The organism is Arthrobacter crystallopoietes (assembly GCF_002849715.1).
Taxonomy (GTDB): domain Bacteria; phylum Actinomycetota; class Actinomycetes; order Actinomycetales; family Micrococcaceae; genus Crystallibacter; species Crystallibacter crystallopoietes.
Genome location: NZ_CP018863.1, coordinates 2,735,474 through 2,755,683 on the forward strand (window position 1 = coordinate 2,735,474; position 20,210 = coordinate 2,755,683).

Annotated in this window: 19 protein-coding genes and 1 riboswitch; of the genes, 8 read left to right on the forward strand and 11 right to left on the reverse strand. The window is 65.2% G+C overall.

Annotation, left to right across the window (positions count from 1 at the left end):
* The first annotated feature begins 14 nt into the window (after window positions 1–14).
* The gene (locus tag AC20117_RS12860; protein WP_074699394.1) at window positions 15–1,454 is read left to right on the forward strand and encodes an amidase; all 1,440 of its coding nucleotides are present in this window, start codon (window positions 15–17) and stop codon (window positions 1,452–1,454) included.
* A gap of 71 nt (window positions 1,455–1,525) precedes the next feature.
* Here AC20117_RS12860 and AC20117_RS12865 read toward each other — a convergent pair whose 3' ends face one another.
* From AC20117_RS12865 to AC20117_RS12880, 4 genes are all read right to left on the reverse strand, one after another.
* A complete protein-coding gene (locus AC20117_RS12865) occupies window positions 1,526–2,506 on the reverse strand; it encodes an Lrp/AsnC family transcriptional regulator (protein WP_083339566.1) in 981 nt (326 codons plus the stop codon).
* Between the two features lie 84 nt (window positions 2,507–2,590).
* Window positions 2,591–4,096 (reverse strand): carboxyl transferase domain-containing protein, encoded by a 1,506-nt coding sequence (locus tag AC20117_RS12870; RefSeq protein WP_074699393.1) that lies wholly within the window; start codon window positions 4,094–4,096, stop codon window positions 2,591–2,593.
* Window position 4,097: 1 nt separating this feature from the next.
* The gene (locus AC20117_RS12875; protein WP_074699392.1) at window positions 4,098–5,333 is read right to left on the reverse strand and encodes a CaiB/BaiF CoA transferase family protein; all 1,236 of its coding nucleotides are present in this window, start codon (window positions 5,331–5,333) and stop codon (window positions 4,098–4,100) included.
* A gap of 43 nt (window positions 5,334–5,376) precedes the next feature.
* On the reverse strand, window positions 5,377–6,735 hold the full coding sequence (locus tag AC20117_RS12880) for an SLC13 family permease (protein ID WP_074699391.1): 1,359 nt from the start codon (window positions 6,733–6,735) through the stop codon (window positions 5,377–5,379).
* A gap of 124 nt (window positions 6,736–6,859) precedes the next feature.
* On the opposite strand from AC20117_RS12880, the gene AC20117_RS12885 reads away from it, so the two are divergent.
* The gene (locus AC20117_RS12885; protein WP_074699390.1) at window positions 6,860–7,558 is read left to right on the forward strand and encodes a FadR/GntR family transcriptional regulator; all 699 of its coding nucleotides are present in this window, start codon (window positions 6,860–6,862) and stop codon (window positions 7,556–7,558) included.
* Between the two features lie 17 nt (window positions 7,559–7,575).
* Here AC20117_RS12885 and gluQRS read toward each other — a convergent pair whose 3' ends face one another.
* The 4 genes from gluQRS to AC20117_RS12905 all read right to left on the reverse strand — a co-directional run bounded on the left by gluQRS (window position 7,576) and on the right by AC20117_RS12905 (window position 11,136).
* A complete protein-coding gene (gluQRS, locus tag AC20117_RS12890) occupies window positions 7,576–8,484 on the reverse strand; it encodes a tRNA glutamyl-Q(34) synthetase GluQRS (protein ID WP_236777299.1) in 909 nt (302 codons plus the stop codon).
* A gap of 9 nt (window positions 8,485–8,493) precedes the next feature.
* Window positions 8,494–9,810: an LLM class flavin-dependent oxidoreductase gene (locus tag AC20117_RS12895; protein ID WP_074699389.1), complete on the reverse strand. Its 1,317-nt coding sequence runs from the start codon at window positions 9,808–9,810 to the stop codon at window positions 8,494–8,496.
* Entirely contained in the window at window positions 9,810–10,574 is a 765-nt protein-coding gene (locus AC20117_RS12900) for a 3-oxoacyl-ACP reductase (protein ID WP_074699388.1), read from the reverse strand. Before AC20117_RS12900 ends, AC20117_RS12895 begins: the two co-directional genes overlap by 1 nt.
* 52 nt (window positions 10,575–10,626) lie before the next feature.
* Window positions 10,627–10,720: riboswitch (TPP riboswitch) on the reverse strand.
* 71 nt (window positions 10,721–10,791) lie between these two features.
* Window positions 10,792–11,136 (reverse strand): hypothetical protein, encoded by a 345-nt coding sequence (locus AC20117_RS12905; RefSeq protein WP_074702948.1) that lies wholly within the window; start codon window positions 11,134–11,136, stop codon window positions 10,792–10,794.
* A gap of 219 nt (window positions 11,137–11,355) precedes the next feature.
* On the opposite strand from AC20117_RS12905, the gene AC20117_RS12910 reads away from it, so the two are divergent.
* Window positions 11,356–11,718 (forward strand): hypothetical protein, encoded by a 363-nt coding sequence (locus tag AC20117_RS12910; protein WP_074699387.1) that lies wholly within the window; start codon window positions 11,356–11,358, stop codon window positions 11,716–11,718.
* Between the two features lie 82 nt (window positions 11,719–11,800).
* On the opposite strand, the gene AC20117_RS12915 is transcribed toward AC20117_RS12910, so the two are convergent.
* Window positions 11,801–13,198 (reverse strand): dihydrolipoyl dehydrogenase family protein, encoded by a 1,398-nt coding sequence (locus AC20117_RS12915; protein WP_074699386.1) that lies wholly within the window; start codon window positions 13,196–13,198, stop codon window positions 11,801–11,803.
* A 169-nt stretch (window positions 13,199–13,367) separates the two neighbouring features.
* Here AC20117_RS12915 and AC20117_RS12920 point away from each other — a divergent pair, with 169 nt between their 5' ends.
* From AC20117_RS12920 to AC20117_RS12940, 5 genes are all read left to right on the forward strand, one after another.
* Window positions 13,368–13,559, forward strand: coding sequence for a hypothetical protein (locus AC20117_RS12920; protein ID WP_074699385.1), 192 nt, complete (start codon window positions 13,368–13,370; stop codon window positions 13,557–13,559).
* An 87-nt stretch (window positions 13,560–13,646) separates the two neighbouring features.
* The gene (locus AC20117_RS12925; protein ID WP_083339565.1) at window positions 13,647–14,705 is read left to right on the forward strand and encodes an AraC family transcriptional regulator; all 1,059 of its coding nucleotides are present in this window, start codon (window positions 13,647–13,649) and stop codon (window positions 14,703–14,705) included.
* Window positions 14,706–14,891: 186 nt separating this feature from the next.
* Complete coding sequence (gene catA, locus AC20117_RS12930) at window positions 14,892–15,737, forward strand: catechol 1,2-dioxygenase (RefSeq protein ID WP_074699384.1); 846 nt, start codon at window positions 14,892–14,894, stop codon at window positions 15,735–15,737.
* Between the two features lie 64 nt (window positions 15,738–15,801).
* On the forward strand, window positions 15,802–16,392 hold the full coding sequence (locus AC20117_RS12935; protein WP_236777300.1) for a flavin reductase family protein: 591 nt from the start codon (window positions 15,802–15,804) through the stop codon (window positions 16,390–16,392).
* A 28-nt stretch (window positions 16,393–16,420) separates the two neighbouring features.
* Window positions 16,421–18,025, forward strand: a complete 1,605-nt coding sequence (locus AC20117_RS12940; RefSeq protein WP_074699383.1) for a 4-hydroxyphenylacetate 3-hydroxylase family protein — start codon at window positions 16,421–16,423, stop codon at window positions 18,023–18,025.
* 92 nt (window positions 18,026–18,117) lie between these two features.
* On the opposite strand, the gene AC20117_RS12945 is transcribed toward AC20117_RS12940, so the two are convergent.
* Complete coding sequence (locus AC20117_RS12945) at window positions 18,118–18,357, reverse strand: DUF6221 family protein (RefSeq protein WP_074699382.1); 240 nt, start codon at window positions 18,355–18,357, stop codon at window positions 18,118–18,120.
* A gap of 60 nt (window positions 18,358–18,417) precedes the next feature.
* Complete coding sequence (locus tag AC20117_RS12950; RefSeq protein ID WP_074699381.1) at window positions 18,418–20,166, reverse strand: pyruvate dehydrogenase; 1,749 nt, start codon at window positions 20,164–20,166, stop codon at window positions 18,418–18,420.
* Window positions 20,167–20,210 lie beyond the last annotated feature (44 nt).

Genomic DNA, 20,210 nt, shown 5'->3' on the forward strand with positions numbered 1-20,210 from the left:
AAGTAGGCAGAAGCATGACCGAGATTTTGGACCTGTCCGCGACAGACCTGGTAGCGGGGATCCGCCGCCGCGAGTTTTCCGCCCGAGAGGCTGTCACCGCGCATCTGGCGCGGATCGACGAAGTGAATCCCGTGATTAACGCTGTCGTCACCCTTGATCCCGAGGCTGCGTTCGCCGCCGCAGACGCAGCCGACCGATTGACCGTCAGCGGGGCGGAGCTGCCCCCGCTGCACGGATTGCCGATGACGCACAAGGACACGCATCAGACCAAGGGGATGCGTACCACACAGGGTTCGCTCGTACTCAAAGAAAACGTTCCCGACGAGGACGACCTCATCGTGGCACGGCTCCGGAAGGCCGGAGTGGTGGCTACGGGTAAGACGAACGTTCCCGAGTTCGGCGCCGGTTCACACACCTTTAACGAGGTCTTCGGCACCACCACTAACCCCTACGCGCCCTCCCGCAGCGCTGGAGGTTCGTCCGGCGGTGTGGCTGCCGCCATAGCGGCGGGCATCCAGCCCTTGGGCGAAGGCTCGGACATGGGCGGTTCGTTACGGATTCCCGCGTCCTTCTGCAATGTTGTGGGGTTCCGGCCCTCGTACGGGGTCATTCCGATGCCCGCCCCCAACAACGCCTGGGCCTGGCTCGGCCGGACCGGTCCCATGGCCAGGGAAATCTCGGACATCGCAATGTTCATGTCCGCAGTGGCCGGACCATCGCCGAAACTGCCGACTCCAGCGCCGCTGGATGGAAGTGCGTTTGCAGGTGATGTGGTTGGCGATCTGCGGGGAGTCCGCATCGGCTGGAGCCCGGACTTCGGTATCGGTATTCCGGTGGAGCGGGCAGTGCTGGAGGTGCTTCAGCGCCAGCTACGCGTCTTCGAGGAAGCAGGCGCGATCGTGGAAGAGGCGGCACCGGACTTCTCCGAGGCGGACCGGGTCTTCCAGGCCACCCGGGCTACGGACTTTGCCGCGGGGCTGGGACCGCTGGTACGCCGGCACCGGGACCTGATCAAGCCGGAAGTGATTTGGAACGTAGAGCTCGGCTGGTCGCTCAGCGCCGAGGAGCTGATTGAAACCACGGCGGCGCGAACGCGGTTGGAAGCCTCCGTGCAGGACTTCTTCGGACGGTACGACCTGTTCCTGAGTCCTGCGGCCCAGGTGCTGCCCTTCGACGCGGCGTTGCGTTACCCCGGTGATGTGGCCGGCGAGAAGTCCCGGACCTATCTGGACTGGATGCGCTCGGCATGCGTCTTGTCGGCTACCAGCCTGCCCGTGCTGGCGGTTCCTGCCGGCTTTACCGCCGAGGGTCTCCCTGTCGGCTTCCAAATTGCCGCGAATCACTACCAGGACATGGCCTTGCTGCGCCAAGCCAAAGCGTTCGAGGAGCGGACACGCTGCGTGGACCGTCGGCCGGAGCTGAGCCGGGCGACGGCATCTCCCGCGGCTTCCTGACAGCGCCGGCAGCTGTGGCCGCCGTTGCCACAGCTGCCGGGACTGCGGCCGGCTCCGGCGACTTCGCCTATTCAGGGGGCGGACAGGAGCCGGCCGCCGCGTTTACGGGCTTGCAAAAGCATGGTCGTCTCGATTCTGTCCGCCTCGGCGGCCCACGGCGAATCGGTAGTAAAACGGTAGAGCTCTTCCTGATCGCTGACCGTCACATCCGCTACCAACTGGGGGTCCCCGGCGACTGCGGCCGCATACCGGACCGCGGGTTCCCTGCCCAGGGCGCGGCCGATCGCATCGACTTTGCCGGGCGAAGCCTTTATCCAGAGGAACGCCTCGAGGGGCAGTCCCAGTGAAGCAGGCTCCACGATGGCACGGATGCTGACGAAATTATTGCGCAGCAGCCACTCGCTTCGGCGCCGTGCGGTCGTTTCCGAGACTCCGGCGCGGCGTGCTAAGGCTTCCAAGCTGGAACGGCCGTCTTCGACTAACGCGTCCAGCAGACGCAGGTCCTGGGCCGACAGCGGGGAGGGCGCCGCCGACTGCAGCGGACCCAGGGGATAGTTCGCGGTGAAGTCGACGGTGAGCTCGGATCGTAGGGCCACGCTTTCGGCGTCGGTCAGCACGCCGGAGTTCCATCCTCGGATGGATCGGAAATAGCGCAACACGGGGTAGCTAGCAACCCGCAGCAATCCCACGGTGGCCGGAACCTCAGTGGCCAGGATGCTACTGACCTCCTGCGGGTCCATCAACAGTTCGGCCACGCAGTCCGCCCCACCAGTCATGAGATAACTGAAAGTGGAATCACGGCGCTGCGCCAGAGACTCTGCCGCAGCCCGGCTGGTGCCGGGCATACACTCAAGCCGCAGCAGGGCCGACGACTGCCGGGTCCGCAGCCCGACGACGGCGACCTCGCCGGCCGCCAGTAGGTCGGAGCCGCGGCGCGCGATCGTGCGTTCCGGTTCGCCCAGCACCGCGGCAATCTTCCGCCAGGGCGCCCGGCCATCGATCATCAGGGCGGCGGCAATCCGCTGCTCAAGTTCATCCAGTAGGCGCGGCATCAGACCGGGATCTCCTTGCTGTTATGTACGCTGCCCCGATCCTATGCGGAGAGTTCCCGGAAACCGACGAAGCCGGCACGGCTGCTAGCGACCCAGCTGCCGGAACTTCGCCCAACGTCGCGCCACGCGTTCGGCTGCGGGAGTGCTGGCGGCAGCAGACAGTTCATACTCGATCGCCTGGGCCATCCGCCGGCAGAAGTCCTTTGGTTCGACCGCAGCATCGGGGCGTTCGTCCACGATATGGTCCACCAATCCATTGCCGTACAGGGAGGTGACATTAACTCCCTGTTGCATGGCGATCGACGGCGCGAACTCGGTGGTGCGGTGCAGGATGGCGCTGGCGCCTTCGGGCGGCAGGGGCGACAGCCAGGCATGCTGGGCGGCAATGATCCGGTCTGCAGGCAGCAAGGCGAGAGCGCCGCCACCGGCACCCTGGCCGAGCAGTACGGATACGCTGGGGGACTGCAGGCCGACCAGATCCTGCAGTGACCGCGCGATTTCTCCCGCCAGTCCGCCTTCCTCTGCTTCCTTGGACAGCGCGGCGCCTGCCGTGTCGATGACGGTCAGCAAGGGCAGGCCGAGTTCTTCCGCCAGTTTCATGCCCCGGCGGGCCTCCCGCAATGATCCCGGTCCCATTGCCGGAGTGTCCGGATCCCTGGGTCGTTCGTGACCGAGGACGACGCAAGACTGTCTGCCAAAGCGCGCCAGCGCGAGCTGCAGCCCGGGATCGTTCTCGCCCTGCCCCGTCCCATTGAGGGGTAGCGCGTCTGCGGCGCCTGCAGCCAACAACCAGCGCAGGTCCGGCCGGCGGGTGTTCCGGGAGATCTGGATTGAGGCCCAGCCGTCCGCGTCCGCGGGCCTTGTCTGCACGGTTTCCGGTGCAGGTGCAGGCTCGGCGGGCCCGGGCAGCAGGATGTTCAACGCCCGGTCCAGAATTTCCGGAAGCTCCTGCGGGGGAGCGACGGCATCGATGAGTCCCTTGTGGAAGAGGTTTTCGGAAACCTGGACACCTTCCGGGAACGGTTCGCCGTTCAGCGCCTCGAATACCCGGGGACCGAGGAACCCAAGGAGCGCGCCCGGTTCGGCAACTGTGACATGGCCCAGCGAGCCCCATGAGGCCATTACTCCGCCGGTAGTGGGGTGGCGGAGGTAAACCAGATAGGGCAGGCCTTCCTGCCGGTGGCGGTGGACAGCCGCGGTGATCTTGACCATTGCCAGGAAAGCGAGTGTTCCTTCCTGCATGCGTGTGCCGCCGGAGGCGGGGCCGGCAAGCAGCGGGAGGCGTTCAGCTGTGGCCCGTTCCACTGCGGCGGTAATCCGCTCCGCCGCAGCTTGTCCGATGGAGCCGGCCAGGAAGGCGAACTCCGAGACGATCACAGCCACCCGCCGTCCGCGGATGAAACCCTCTCCGGTCAGGACGGATTCGTCCGTTCCGCTCTTTCGGGCGGCAGCATCCAGGTCACGGCGGTACTTCTCGTCCGCCGCAGGCTGCGCCGGCGGTGTATCCCAGGAATTGAAGGAGCCTGGATCGAGAACAGTGTCAATGAGCTCGACGGCGTTCAAATGGCGTGTCTTCTGCAAGGTCTCCATCTCAATCTGCCTCTTCTGCGCCGGCAAGCCAGGCCCGGATAGTTTTACCGTCTGCATCCAGCATCGGTGGGGCCTGATGCGTTCTGCGGGTGGTTTCCTCGGCGCTGGCCGGGTTGAAGAACCGCAGCGGTGGTCCCGGAAGTGTCACCTTGCCCAGGACCTGATGCTCGACGTCGACGAGCAGGCCTTGGGACTTGACCTGGCCCCAGGCATAGACCTCGTCCAGGCTGCGCACCTTGCCCGCCGGAATGCCGGCATCGTCCAGTTTCTCCAGCAACGTTTCCGCGCCATAAGTGGCGAAAGCCCGTTCCACCTCCTCGATGACGAGGGCTCTGTTGTTGACCCGGTCCGCGTTGGTGGCGAACTCCGGGCGCGATCCGTCGATACCGAAGGCCTTGCTGAAAGCGGCCCACAGTTTTTCACTGCCGACACTGATCTGCACCTTGCCGCCGCGGCAGCTGAACAATCCGTAGGGCGCGATGGAGGGGTGGTGGTTGCCCTGTGCCTGCGGCACCTGTCCGGCCACCGTGGCCCGGGTGCCCTGGAAAGCGTGGACGCCAACCATCGCTGCGAGCAAGGAGGTGCGGACCACCTGTCCGCGCCCGGTGCGTTCGCGTTCCATCAATGCGGCCAGTGCACCGTATGCACCGTACATGCCGGAGAGCAAATCCGCGATCGGTACGCCCACGCGCTGCGGGTCGTCGGGTCCGGAGCCGGTCAGTGACATCAGGCCCGCTTCGCCTTGCAGGATCTGGTCGTAGCCGCTGCGATGCGATTCGGGCCCGTCGTGCCCGAATCCGGTAATCGAGAGAATCACTAGCCCGGGGTTGAGCTCATGCAACCGGGCGGCGTCGAAACCCAGCCGGTCGAGTACACCTGGGCGGAAGTTTTCGATCAGCACGTCCGCGCGGCGGATGAGCCCGGTGAGGACCTGGTTGCCGTCGTCGCTCTTCAGGTCCAGTGCTATGGATTCCTTGTTCCGATTACAGGACAGAAAGTACGTGGCCTGTGGATTATCCTCCGGGCCGACGAAGGGCGGGCCCCAGCCGCGCGTGTCATCCCCGTGGCCCGGGTTCTCCACTTTGATGACGCGGGCGCCGAGGTCGGCCATCATCATGCCGGCATGCGGGCCGGCCAGCGCACGGCTGAGGTCGACTACGGTAAATCCGGTCAGCGGTCCTGCCGCTTCGGTTGTGGCCGGAGATGTTTCGGTGTGGCGGTCGGTTGCAATGGTCATATCCACTCCTTTGGTGTGGGTCAGCAATCGGGGGACCGGCGGGTCACAGCCAGCCGGGCAGTACCAGGGTCAACCAGGCCAGGACGGGCCCGGCCACCACGACGATGCCGCCGTAGCCCAGGATTTGCTTGTAGAAACGCTCTTTGTCGGTGCCTTCCGGTGCGTTCGCCAGCACCAGGGCTCCGTTGGTCGAGAACGGCGAGACATCCACAATCGTGGAGGCGACTGCCAGGGCGCAGACAACGCCGACGGCGCTGATCTCGCCGGAATCAAGGAACGGGATCGCCAGCGGGATCAGTGCGGCCAGAATGGCAGTGGACGAGGCGAAAGCGGAGACGACGGCCCCGATGTAGCAGATCAGCAATGCGGCCAGCAGCGGGACACCCAGGTTGGCGACGCCATCCGAAACGTAGTCGATCGTGCCGGCCTCTTGCAGGACACCGACGAAGGTCAGCATGCCGCAGATCAGCAGTACGGTTGACCAGCTGATCTTGTTGACAGCGCCTTTCTGGGCCTTCGGCGACACGAGCGCGAGGACCACGGCGATGGTGATGGAGACGAATCCGACGTCGACTTTGAAGCCCAGGGCAACGACGGCGAGTACGATCAGGCCGGTGAAGGTCAGCAGCTGCGGCAGGCGCTCGCCGGACGGCTTGGAGGAGCCGTCACCTGCTGGATCCCGTGGCCCGTAGGTGCCGCTGCCCGCTCCCTTGAACGTGACGTCGCCGGCCTTGCTGCCCACGCTCACAGACATGCGGGCCTCCGCGACCTGCTCGACGAAGTGCCCCACCCTAGTCATGGACAGGCTGCGGCCACCGAGCACCAGGAAGAGCACCAAAGCAATCACCAGGTTGAAGGCGAAGCTCGTCAGGAACAGGGCTGTGGGGCTAAAGGCAAAGCCGGCGTCCGTAATCAGGCCATTGACGATGACCCCGTAGACGGCAATGGGAGAGAAGCCTCCGGCCTGCGCGCCATGGACTACCAGCATGCCCATCATGAGTGGGTTGATCTTGTATTTGGCGGCGAAACCGAGTGCGATCGGTGCCATGATCGCAACTGCTGCCGGGCCCAGTGCACCGACCGCGGTGATCGCGGCCGTGATGATGAACATGACCCACGGGATCAGTGCGATTCTGTTGTCCACCAGCTTCACGGCACGACTGATCAACAAGTCGATGGTGCCGTTGTTCTGTGCAATGGCGAACAAATAGGTGACGCCTACCAGTGTCAGGAAGAGGCCGCCGGGGAAGTTGGCCAGGATGGCGTCAGTGTCCATCCCCAAAAAAACTGCCCCGAGCAGAAAGGCGCCGACGAAGGCGAGTGCGCCCATGTTGATGGGCAGGACTGTGGCGATCAGGAACATCGCCGCCAGAACGATGATTGATAAGACAGGAGCGGACATCGGCGTTCCTCCAGAAGATTTTGTAGTGAAATAACTCACTGGCTCACTGGCCTAGCCTCCTAGACACTGAGTCTCTTGTCAATAGGTGTACTGTGGAGGCAATTCCGATGTGGGGAGGAACGCTATGTCTGAAAAGCCTGTTTCACTGTTGGGCCGGGTAGCTCGGCCAAGGCTCTATGAGCAGTTGATGAAGCAAATCCTGAGTTACGTTGAGTCCGAGCAGTTGGGGCCGGGTGATCACCTTCCGGCCGAGCGTGACTTGGCGGAACAGCTTGGCGTTTCGCGTGCCACGCTGGCGCAGGCGCTCGTGGCTCTGGAGGTGCTCGGCGTAATCAGCGTCCAGCACGGCACGGGCGCGGTCCTGGTCTACCGGCCCAGCATTGCCACTGTGCTTCGGGACTTGCGTGAGCATCAGAACAGGTTGCCCGAGATCGTTGAAGCGCGCAGCACCCTGGAGGTGAAGCTGGCCGCTTTGGCAGCAACGAGACGGACAGACGAGGATCTGGCCGGCATTGAGAAAGCCTTGAGCGTCATGGAAGACGAAGTCGGCAAGGGGGACCGGGGCGCCCACGGAGACGAACTTTTCCATCAGGCAGTAACGGAGGCCGCGCACTCGCCGGTGCTCGCGCAGCTCATGACGTTTATCGCCGAAATGGTTCTCGAAACGCGCCTTGAATCATTAGGACAGCCAGGCCGCCCGGAGCAGTCTCTAGCGTCCCACCGCAAGATTGCCGATGCCATCAAGGCCCAGGACCCGGACCTGGCCGCCGCAGCCATGCAGGCCCACATCGAACTGGTCTCGGACGTGGCGCTGCTCAAGTAAGAAAGCTGCGGAATTTTTTAGTGCAGGTCGAGCACAGGCGGTTCGAAGATCCACGGCTCGGTGGGCAGTTGACCGGGTGAGAACGCCTCGAGTACCTGCTCCAGCGGCCCGGCCGGGAGGCCGACCGAGCGCAGGACCATGTCCCGCACCGTGCCGGGACCAATCCCGGCCAGCGCGAGGGTGCGCAGGGAAATGGCGCCGTCGCGCTTGGCGATCCGGCGGTGATGGGTATTCAACACCAGCGGCACATGGACATATTCGACCGGCGCCAGGCCGAGCAGGGACGCCAGATAGGCCTGCCGGGGCGTGGAACTGAGCAGGTCATCGCCGCGGACCACCTGGTCGATGCCCTGCTCCGCATCGTCGACGACGACGGCGAGGTTGTAGGCCGGCACGCCATCGTTGCGCAGCAGCACCAGGTCGTCGACGACGCCGGTGTACTCGCCGTGCAGCCGGTCGGTCACGGTGTATTCGGTGACCCCGGCGCGCAGCCGGAGCGCAGCGGGACGCTCCTGCCGCCGTCGTTCGCGTTCTGCATCGCTGAGGTTGCGGCAGGTTCCGGGGTAGGCGCCGGCCGGGGCGTGCGGAGCGCTGGGGGCTTCGGCGATCTCCCTGCGGGTACAGAAGCATTCGTAGACCCGACCCGCGTCGGCCAGGGCGGTGATGGCCGCGCGGTAGAGGGGGAAGCGGTCCGTCTGGCTGAGCACGTTGCCATCCCATGTAAGCCCGACGGCGGCCAGATCCTCGAGTACTTTGTCTTCCGCTCCGGCGCGGGCTCGGTCCAGATCCTCGATCCGCAGCAGGAAATCGCGGCCGGTGCTGCGGGCGAAGAGCCAGGCAAGGATGGCGGTGCGCAGGTTTCCTACATGCAGTTCGCCCGAGGGGCTGGGGGCGAAGCGGCCGGCTCCGGCGTCGATAGGAGGCACGGGTCCAGTCTATAAAGCGAAGTCGCCGACGGCCGGGCGGTCCAGTCCCAGATGCTCGCGCAGCGTGCTGCCGGTGTAGGAGGTGCGGAACAGCCCCCTGCGCTGCAGCACCGGAATGACGCGGTCCACAAACTCGTTCAGGGAATCCGGCAGCAGCGGCGGCATCAGGTTGAATCCGTCCGCGCCGCCGGAGGTGAACCAAAGCTCGATCTGGTCCGCCACCTGTTCGGGCGTGCCGGTCATGGTGCAGTGTCCGCCGCCGGCCGCCAGCCTTCCGAGCAACTGGCGCACCGTAGGCTTTTCGGCGTCGATAATGCGCAGGATGGTGGTGTAGCGGCCCTGCGGGCCGGTGAATTCCGACGCCGGCGGGAGGCTTGGCACGGGCGCGTCCAGCTCCCAGCCGCTGCAGTCCTGCTGGATGAAGGTGCCCAGCTGGGCCAGAGAGTGTTCCGTGGGCAGCAGCGCATCGGTTTCGGCCTGCTTGGCCTTGGCTTCCGCCGTCGTTGTCCCGAGGTAAGTCACCAGGCCAGGCATGACGGCAACCTTGTCCGGGTTCCGCCCGGCTGCGGCGATGCGGCGCTTCACATCCGCGTAGTAGGCCTGCGCGCTGGCCAGATCGTAGGCGACGGCGTAGATGCCTTCGGCATAGCGGGCGGCGAGGTCGCGTCCCTGCTCCGAGGCACCGGCTTGGAACAGCACCGGCCGGCCCTGCGGGGAGCGCGGGACGGTTAGCGGGCCGTCCACCAGAAAGTGCTGTCCTGAATGGTGGAGCGGCGCAACTTCGGCCGGATCCGCGTAGTAGCCCTGCCGGTCGAGGACGAGCGCGTCGTCGGTCCAGGAATCCCACAGCCGCTGGGCGACGTCGATGAATTCGGCGGCGCGGTCGTAGCGTTCCTGATGTCCGGGAATGGCCGCCATGCCGTGGTTGCGTGCCTCGGCGTCGAACATCGATGTGACGACGTTCCAACCGATGCGCCCGGCGCTGATGTGGTCCAGCGAGGCCAGCATGCGGGCGGCGTGGAAGGGCGTGTAGAAGGTGGCCGACACGGTACTGACCAGGCCGATCCTGCTGGTGGCCCGGGCCATGGCTGACAGCGCGGTGAGGGGTTCCAGATGCCAGAGCGGCCCCGCGCCCAGGTTGCCGGTTGAGTGCCCGTCGGCGAAGAAAACAGCATCGAACAGGCCTCGCTCCGCGGTTTGGGCCAGCCGCTCGTAGAATGCGATGTCGCCGAGCTGTTCAATGGGCGATTGCGGCCGGCGCCAGGCGGCGCTGTGGTGGCCGCAGCCGAACAGGAACGCGTTGAAGTGCAGTTGCCGCGCCGCCATTAGTTCATCACCAGTCCGCCGTCGACCATCAGGTTCTGCCCGGTCACCGAGCGGGCCCAGGGCGACGCGAAGAACAGTACCGCGTCGGCCAGTTCTTCCGGCGTCGTTACTTTGCGCAGCGGGGTGGAGGCGGCGATCAGGTCGAAGACCTCATCTGGTGTGGCAGCGCTGGCGTCGGTGGTGCGGAGCAGCCCGCCGGAGACCATGTTGACGGTGACGTTGTGCTGGCCCAGGTCCGCCGCCAGCGTCCGGGTCAGCGAGAGCAGGGCCGCCTTGGCGGCCGTGTAGTCGTGGTACGGCACCACCGGATTCTGGAAGAGGTTGGTGCCGATGTTGATGATCCGGCCGAACCGGTGGCCGCGCATGCCGGGAAGTGCCTGCTGAGCGGTGTTCAGCGCGCCGCGCACGCTGCCGGAAAACTGGGTTTCGAACTCGGACCACGAGATATCGGCGGCGTTGGAGCGGGCATCCCCGTTGAAGGAGAAATCCGCCAGCGCGTTATTGACCACCGTGGTTACTGCGCCGCCGAAATGGGCTTCGGCACGGCTGAACAGCTCCGCCACCTGCCCGGCATCGGTGACGTCCGCACGAAGAGCCAGGGCCTGTTCCGGCCCGAACTTGGCGGCCAGCTCCTCGGCTGCCGAGCCGCTGTTGCGGTAATTGATGACTACCCGGGCGCCGGCTTCCGCGAAGGCTGCGACGATCCGAGCGCCGAGGCCACGGCCGCCGCCGGTTACCAGTACGGTCTGTTCTGCGAGCTGCATAGAGGTTCTCCACCTTGAATAAGGCGAAAAGATGGGTGCAGCGCACCGCACGGCAGCCGCTGCATGACATCCCTTCGCTAGTACGAACTAGATCAGGTTCAACGGGTTTACTCTCAGCCCCGAAAGGGGCACCCCGTGTCACTGCGTGCGAGTCTACCTGCGCGAGCGGGTTACTGCAGCAACGCCACCTCCAATCGGTCTATGAAGCTCGACGTCGTTACGCCCGGTAGTCCATCACCACTTGAGAAGGCGGTCCCTGAGCCAGCATCTCCTTGGTGACCCCATGGAGCTCGAGAATTTTGTCCTTGAACCAGACGTCGAAGGGATCATCCGAGCCGGCCAGCATGCTGAACCCTCCGGCGACGCTTTCGCCCTCATGGAACAAGGCGGCAAAGTCTCCTTCGGGCGACTGGACCAGGCCGATCACTTCGCGGCTGGCCCCGAGGCGCTGCCTGGACTTGGCGAAATCGTCCTTCCGCGGACCGTTGATCTCCTCCACGAAAGCTCTCCACGCTTCAAGCTTCCCGGGCAGGATGGGCACAAACCAAGTAATACATTCCATGACGGATCCTTCTTTTGCTGCTGCAGGGAACTCATGGTGCGAGCCGGTGTAGGGCTCATCGTAGGCCTGGCCCGGGAAGGCGGACACCCTCAAACTGAGGGGACGCAGCGGAGATCGGCGCGCCGTAGCCGGGCGGCCAGGAGCCGGTCATCCTGAAGCGGGCTGCCGAGGTCGTTCCCGGTCGCCGCGGTCCCTGTTCGGGAGGGCTAATCTGGAGCGGTGATCATCGTCCTTGGGGCATTGATGGTTTTCCTGGGCCTGCTCTGGTGGGTCCTTTCCCTCCTGCTGCCGGATGGGATCGCGCTGATTGGAACCGTGGTTATTGGCGGAGCCGTGGTTGCGGTGCTCGCGTTTGTGTACCTGAAGTCAGAGCGCTTCGGTCGGCCGGAGGAGCGGGACTACAGCCGCCGGTTCCGGACCGTCCTGCGGGAAGCCGGGCGTGCCGGCCGGTACGAGGAGATCTGGGCCGTCACCCGCAGGGAAACCGCCGATCAGGACATGGCATTGTTTATTGCCGCCGACGAGCAAGGGCACCCTCGACGGATTCATCGCCGAATGGGACCAGGCGCTGCGGCACGGTAGGCAGGACGAGGTCTTCCGAGAGCGCCGGCGCAGCTGAATAAATCTCCGCCGGCTGCCCGGCGTGGTTGCCGTCCCGGCTGGCTCAATCCTCCAGGTAAGCCGGGGTGAAGAGCAGATTCAGACCTTCGGCAATGGTCGGATGGGTGATGACGGCGTCCCGTACCGCAGTGAAATCCAGGCCGGCCAGCATGGCCATCTGGACCACGGCGATGGCTTCGCTGGCCTCGGTGCCCAGCAGCGCCACGCCCAGGATGCTGCCGGTCTTCCGGTCCAGCACGGCCTTCCACACGCCCTCGGTCTGGCCCAGTGTGCGGGCGCGCGGGATGGCGGCAACCGGCATCTTGGCGATGCGCACCTCGTGGCCGGCCTCGCGGGCCTGCTGCTCCGTCAGGCCGACCCGGCCCAGTTCCGGCGTGATGAAGACGGTGTAGGGAATGAGCCGTCCCTCAGTAGTGCGGGCCTCGCCGTCGCCATGCCGGGCGGCCAAATTCGCTTTGAGGATGCGGTAGTCGTCGTAGGAAGCATGCGTGAACTGCGGGGTTCCGGCAGCGTCGCCGGCAGCCCACACGCCGTCGGCTGCCCGCAACTGCTCGTCGACCCCGATGAAGCCGCGGTCGTCCAGAACCACGCCAGTAGCTTCCAAATTGGCGCCGTCGGTCATGGGTTTCCGGCCGAGCGCCACCAGGACGTCCTTTCCGCTGAGCGTTTCGCCGTTGTCAAGGGTGACGGTGACGGAGCCGTCCGCAGCGCGCTGGATCGCTTCGGCAGCGGCGCCGAGGCGGACGGTGATGCCGGCGTCGATAAAGGCCTTCTTGACCGCGGCCGACACGTCTTCGTCCTCGCGGCCCAGCAACTGGTTCCCGCGCTGGACGATCGTCACATCGACGCCGATGGTGTTGAGCAGGTCCGCAAATTCGCAGCCGATGTAGCCGCCGCCGAGGATGACAATGCTCTCCGGCAGCGACTCAAGCTCGAGCAAGGTATTGCTGGTCTGCACCCGGGCCTCCGCCAGCCCGGCGATAGGCGGCAGCGCCGGCTCGGTGCCGAGATTAACCACGACGTCGGTGCCGCGCAAAACGCGGGTGCCGCCGTCGTTAAGGTCCACATGCACCGTTCTGGGCCCGGTGAATTTCGCTTCACCCAGGATGAAATCCATGCCGGAATCGGTGAAGCTGCTGAACTGTCCCTTGACCATGGTGCCGACGACGTCGTCCTTGCGGTGCCGCAGCAAGGCCAGATCCATCCGCGGGTCTTCGACGCCGGAAATACCGAATTCTTCCGCACGCCGGACGATCTCCAGTATCCGGCCGCTGTTGATCAGGGTCTTCGTGGGAATGCAGGCCACGTTGATGCAGGTGCCGCCGATCATGCCGCGCTCAACCATAGCTACTTTCTGCCCGGCTTTGGCCCGGTCCATCGCCAGGGATTTGCCCGCCTTGCCGCCGCCGATGACCAGCAGGTCGACTTCTTCAACGTCCATGATGGTCCTCCTGAAGTGTGCCGCCGGGCAGTGCCGCCCTCCGGTCGATCCTACGCGGGCCCCCTTCCAGAAGGGGTATGGACAGTTTGCTTAGTACCTATCTACGCTGGAAATCTTCCGTCCGGCAAACGCCTGACGACACCGCAGTGCAACGGTAGGAGTGTTCACGATGACCAGTGAAGAGAGCGAAAAGAGCGATCAGTCCGAGGACTCCAAGCTGCATCCCCACGAGCCCCAGCCAGCTGCCGAAACCGGTAGCGGCCAGGAGGAACCTTTGGAAAAGGCGGCTGGTCCTGATTCGGAAAATGTTGACGGTTCAGCCGAGGCTGACAACGCCAAGGAGGGCGGTTACGGGTACTGACGCTTTGCGTGAGCAGTAGGCGGACGCCCTCATAACGCGGTGCCCGGGGTACCGCGTCGATGTGATTCACGATACACTTCTTGATCCATGAGCCAGCACCATTTCGATGCCGCGCGGCGGCATGCTGCGGAGCAGGACCGATCCGTAGGGCCGGTCCCCGTGCTGCCCGGATCCAGGCCGGCGAAGCTCCTGAAGTTCAACACCAACGGCATCCCGGCGACCAATCGGGTCCAACTTTGGGAGCACCATAACTCCAAGGCTCTGATTCCGCTGGACATCCGCACCATGGATGATGCCCCGCTGCAGGCCAGCGAGGTGAACCTGCATTTCCCCTCGCTGAAGTTTGCCCAGGTCAAGGGCAGTGCGCAGGTGGTAGAACGAAATGAACGCTTCATCCGCCAGAACCCCATGGGCGCCATTGCTGTCTTCTTCGCATTGGAGGGCGAAGCATTTTTCTACTATGGAGACGGACAGGAATCGCTCAAACCCGGCCAAGCGGTCATCTACGACGCCGACCGGCCATTTCTGCGTGGCTTTTGCAAGGGTCTGCGTGAGCTGGTGCTCACCATCCCGCGCGATGACTATCTGGAACTGTCCGGCGGGAAACCGCTGTTGAAGCCCCGGGTATTCAACTTCAATCAGGGCGAGGCAGCGAACCGCCACATGCTCGCCTTGGCCAAGTTGGTCAGCGGTACGATCGCCGGGCAGGCCCAGCCCAGCCCATCGGCGGACCTGGACCGAGCGGAGGACGCGGCCCTGGAACTGCTCGGCCTCGTGATTGGAGGGGATCGCAGTGGCACCGGTGCCGGTTACCTTGCCACCGCCCGCAGTTACATCGAGGACCGGCTGGGCGATCCGCAGCTTAGCGCCGCCGAAGTTGCCGCGGCTGTCGGCATCAGCGAACGCCATCTGACGCGGATCTTTGCCGAGGCCGGCGAACCGCCCAGCCTCTATGTCCTAGGCCGGCGGCTGGAGCAGGCGCGGGCCATGCTCTCGGATCTGACTCAAAGAACGACGCCGGTGGGCCAGATCTCCGCGCAGGCCGGATTTGCGTCGCAAAGCTATTTCACCCGTGCATTCAAGGCCCGTTTCGGGGCCACTCCGCTTCAGCTGCGCAAGAAAGCCCTCCTCGACGTCGCTCCTTAGGTTCCGCCTCGCCGTCGTCGTCTTGACGCGCCGCGTACAGAGGCGTTCCCCCGCCGGATTTTGCACCAAGCGGACCTGTTTTGTCACTGTGCGGCCGGATCCCCTCGAATTGCCACCTCCGCTTGGTGTGACCCTGAACACTCTTGTGTAACGGCGATAACGCCGAAGACCACAGGAGGGACAGTAATGACTACGGAAACACAGGCAACGGCGGCTGCTTCCGGCGCCAATGCAACGGACCGCTTCCGGGAGAACAAGAAGTTCGCTGCCGGCACCAGCCAGGAGCGGGTGGACCTGCTGGCCTCGCGGGTCATCGGAGCCATCAACCAGACGATCCTGGAAGAAAAGGTCACCTACGACGAGTACAACGCGTTGAAGGCGTGGCTGATCCAGGTCGGCGAGGACGGGGAGTGGCCGTTATTCCTGGACGTTTGGGTGGAGCACTCGGTGGAGCAGGTGGCCAACGAGAACCGTGGGGGCACAAAGGGCTCCATCGAGGGACCGTACTACATTCCGGATGCCCCAAAGCTTGAGTCCCCGGCGACCCTGCCGATGCGCGACGGCGAGCAGGGCACGCCGCTGCTCTTCCAAGGCCGCGTCACCGATGTGGCCGGAAAGCCGCTGCCCGGGGCCACGGTGGAGATCTGGCACGCGGACGATCTGGGTTTCTACTCCCAGTTCGCCCCGGGCCTGCCGGAATGGAACCTGCGCGCGACCGTCATCGCGGATCAGAACGGCGACTACCGGATCCATACGATGCAGCCGGCCCCGTACCAGATTCCCACGGACGGTTCCTGCGGCAAGTTGATCGCGGCGGCCGGCTGGCATGCCTGGAGGCCGGCGCACCTGCACCTGAAGATCTCCGCGCCAGGGCACCAGCTGATCACCTCGCAGCTCTACTTCAAGGGGGATGAGCATGTGGGCGACGACATCGCCTCCGCCGTCAAGCCCGAACTCATTCTCGATCCCACGCCCCAGGCGGATGGGAACGGCTGCGAAGTCACCTACAACTTCGTACTGGACGCGGCGTAACCGCCAGCTGTGCGGCCGGCGGACGACCCCACCCCGCCGGCCGTGCCCCCAACAGGAGGACATGATGCCTGAAACAAGCCCCGTTGCCGCTGCCGCAACGGCTATCGATCCGCGCGAACTGCGGAACACGTTCGGCCAGTTCGCGACCGGCGTGACCGTGGTGACCTGCCGCTCCGCGGACGGCACCCCGCACGGTGCGACGGTGAACGCGTTTACTGCGGTGTCGCTGGATCCGCCGCTGGCCCAGGTCACGCTGACCCGCAGCTCCAAGGCTGCCCAGTATCTGGAGGGCGCGCCGTTTGCGATCAACATCCTCTCCCAGGACCAGCTGGACGTCGCATGGCACTTCGCCGGTAAGCCACTACCGGAAGAACCGGCCTGGACCGTGGACGGGGACGTCCCGGTCCTGCTGGAGAACAAGGCAACCCTGGAATGCCGGCCCTGGCAGGTGTACGACGGCGGCGACCACGTGATCGTGATCGGCGAAGTCCACAAACTCGAGACCACCGGCCGGGAGCCTTTGCTCTTCTTTGGCGGCAAGTTCCGCGAGATCGGCCCACTGTCCGGCTCCGGCCACTGGCACCACTGCGGAGACTCGCTGGAGGCCGGCTGGTTCTCCGGCGCCGATTCCTTCAAACCCCTCATCCAGGCCTGACGGCCACTGAACTGATAAGGACAAGACGATGACAGAAACTATCGACACCACGACTACGGCAGGCACCGACGCGCCCGACATGAGCGCCCGGACCATGCAGGCGGATCAGCTCAAACCCCAGACCGGCGATGAATACATCGAGTCGCTTCGGGACGACCGCGAGGTCTGGATCTACGGCGAACGGGTCAAGGACGTCACCACCCACCCGGCGTTCCGCAACTCCGTGCGCATGGCCGCCCGCCTCTACGACGGCTTCCACAAACCGGAAACAGCAGATAAGCTCCTGGTCCCCACCGACACCGGCTCCGGCGGCCTGACGCACCCCTTCTTCAAGGCCGCGCGTTCCATTGACGACCTGAAGGCCTCGCGAACCGCGATCGAAACCTGGGCGCGGATGTCCTACGGCTGGATGGGCCGATCCCCGGATTACAAGGGCGCTTTCCTGGGCACCCTTGGCGGGATGCCCGATTTCTACGAGCCGTTCCAAGATAACGCCAAGCGCTGGTATGCCGAGTCCCAGGAGAAGGTCCTGTATTGGAACCACGCCATCATCAACCCGCCGGTGGACCGGCACCTGCCGCCGGACCAGGTCGGCGACGTGTTCATGAAGGTCGAGAAAGAGACCGACGCCGGCCTCGTCGTCTCCGGGGCAAAGGTTGTCGCCACCGGCTCGGCCATCACCCAGTACAACTTCATCGCGCACTATGGCCTGCCGATCAAGAAGAAGGAATTCGCGCTGATCTGCACCGTGCCGATGGATGCGCCAGGGGTCAAGCTGATCTCTCGTGCCTCCTACTCGCACCAGGCTGCCGTGATGGGCACCCCGTTCGATTACCCGCTCTCCTCCCGACTGGATGAGAACGATTCGGTGTTCGTCTTCGACAAGGTCCTCATCCCGTGGGAGAACGTGTTCGCGTACGGGGACATCGAGAAGATCAACAACTTCTTCCCGCAGACCGGGTTCCTGAACCGCTTCACGTTCCAGGGCGTAATCCGTCTGGCCGTGAAACTGGACTTCATCGCCGGCCTGCTGCTCAAGGCCCTGGAAATCGCCGGCACCAAGGACTTCCGCGGTGTCCAGGCCCGCGCCGGCGAAGTCATCGGCTGGCGCAACATGTTCTACGCCCTCGCCGACGCGATGGCGCTGAACCCGGATGCCGGCCCCGACGGGACCGTGCTGCCCAAGCTCGACTACGGCCTGGCGTACCGGATGTTCATGTCCACCGGCTACCCGCGGATCAAGGAAATCATCGAACAGGACGTCGCTTCCGGGCTGATCTACCTGAACTCCTCCGCGCTGGACTTCAAGACTCCGGAGATCCGACCTTACCTGGACAAGTACGTCCGAGGCTCGGATGGCATCCAGGCGGTGGACCGGGTGAAGCTGATGAAGCTGCTCTGGGACGCGATCGGCACCGAATTCGGCGGCCGGCACGAACTCTACGAACGCAACTACTCCGGCAACCACGAAAACGTGAAGGCTGAAATCCTCTTCGCCGCCCAGGCCCAGGGCCACACCGACATGATGACCGGCTTCGCCGAGCAGTGCATGTCCGAGTACGACCTGGACGGGTGGACCGCACCGGACCTGATCAACAACGACGACGTAAGCATCTTCCTCAAGCGGAACTAGCTGCATCCCCGCCCCACACCAGCGGCGCGATCAACGCGACGGCAGCCGGTCACGGATGGTGACCGGCCGCCGTCGGGCGTTGGTTGGCGGAGCTAAAGCCGCCACTCGTCCCGGTACGCGGGGTGCCCGGCGTAGGGCACGGCCATGATGAGCAGCATCGGCCGGCGGTGGCTAGTGTCGAGGCGCTGTAGTTGATCGATCATCCGGCGTTTCGCCTCGCACTCGGCCAAGGCCCGGTCCAGCACCGGGACAGACGCCGTGTTCCACCAAGAGTGCAGGTTGGACTCGTCCTCGGCGATCCTCGCCAGCAGGAATTCGACGATGTCCTCCATGCACCCACCGTACGCCGCCGTGGCACGCGGCGTCCGGCGTAGATCTGTCCTGTCCTGGGATCAGCTGCGGGGGATGTTGCGCAGGTTGCTGCGCGCCATGCTGACCGCTTCGCCTGCTCCCTTGTTCAGCACGATCTTGGACATCGCTGTGGCGAAGCCGAAGACCTGGGTCCCGGTGATCTTCGGCGGCAGGGACAGCGCCTTCGGATCGGTGATGAGTTCCACCAGCGACGGGCCGGGGTGGGCGAAGGCGTTGCGGTAGGCCTTCTCGATGCCGGCCGGATCGGAGACGCGGATGGCGTGGAAGCCCATCGCCTGGGCGATGGCCGCGTAGTTGGTGTCCGGAACGTCGACGCCGAAGTCCGGGAGCCCGTCCACCAGCATCTCCAGTTTCACCATGCCGAGGGTGGAATTGTTGAAGACGACGACGTTCAGCGGCAGCCGGTAAGCCGCCGCGGTGACCAGTTCGCCCAGAAGCATGGACAGGCCGCCGTCGCCGGAGACGGAGATGACCTGGCGTTCGGGGTAGGCCAGTTGCGCGCCGATGGCGTGGGGGAGGGCGTTGGCCATGGAGCCGTGCAGGTAGGAGCCAATCAGCCTGCGGGTGCCGCGCGGGGTGATGTAGCGGGCGGTCCAGACGTTGCACATCCCGGTGTCCGCAGTGAAGATGGCGTCCTCGGCGGCGACCTGGTCCAGCAGCGAGGCAGCATACTCGGGGTGGATGGGTTTGATCTTGTCGGCCCGGCGCGTGTAGGCGCCGACGGCTTTGTTCATCAGCTTGTCGTGCTTCTTGAGCATCTGGTCCAGGAAGCGGCGGCTCTTCTTGCGTTTGAGCAGCGGCATCAGGGCCGCGAGCGTGGGCAGCACGTCGCCGTGGACCGCGATGTCCACATCCGTCCTGCGGCCCAGATGCTCCGGCGCCCGGTCCACCTGGGCGGTGCGGGTGTCCGGTAGGAACTGGTCGTACGGGAAGTCAGTGCCCAGCAGGATCAGCAGGTCCGCGTCCTCAATCCCCTCGGCCGCGGCGCCGTAGCCCAGCAGGCCGGTCATGCCGATGTCGTACGGATTGTCGTACTGGATGAAGTCCTTGCCGCGCAGTGAATGCCCGATCGGCGCGCCGATCAGCTCGGCCAGGGCCACCACCTGATCGTGGGCACCCTCCACGCCGGCACCGGCGAAAATGGCGACCTTGCCGGCGTCGTTAATCGCGTCCGCGAGTTGCCTGACGCTTTCGGCGGCCGGCACCACGGTGGCGGGCAGGAACGGGGTGCACAGCGGCGTCGGGGCCACCGCCTCCAGGCTGGCGATGTCGCCGGGCAAGGTCACGACGGCGACGCCCCGCCTGCCGAGGGCATGCCGGATGGCGCTCTGCGTGACCCGCGGGGCCTGTTCCGCGGTGCTGACCATTTCGGAGTAGACGGAGCATTCGTTGAAGAGCCGGTCCGGGTGGGTTTCCTGGAAGTAGCCGGTGCCGATCTGCTTGCTGGGGATGTGCGAGGCGATCGCCAGCACCGGCGCGCCCGAGCGGTTGGCGTCGTAGAGCCCGTTAATGAGGTGGAGGTTGCCCGGTCCGCAGGAACCGGCGCAGACCGCGAGTTGCCCGGTCAGCTGGGCTTCGGCCGCCGCCGCGAAGGCTGCTGCTTCCTCATGGCGGACGTGGATCCAGTCGATGCCGCCCTTGGCCGCCCCGCCGGTCTGCCGGACCGCGTCCACAATGGGGTTGAGGCTGTCGCCCACAATCCCGTAGATCCGCCGGACCCCCGCGGCGCGGAGCTGGTCGATGAGCTGGGCTGCGACTTCCTGGGCCATGGCGGAACGCTCCTGAAGGTTGGAGGATGTTACCTGTTCCGGCC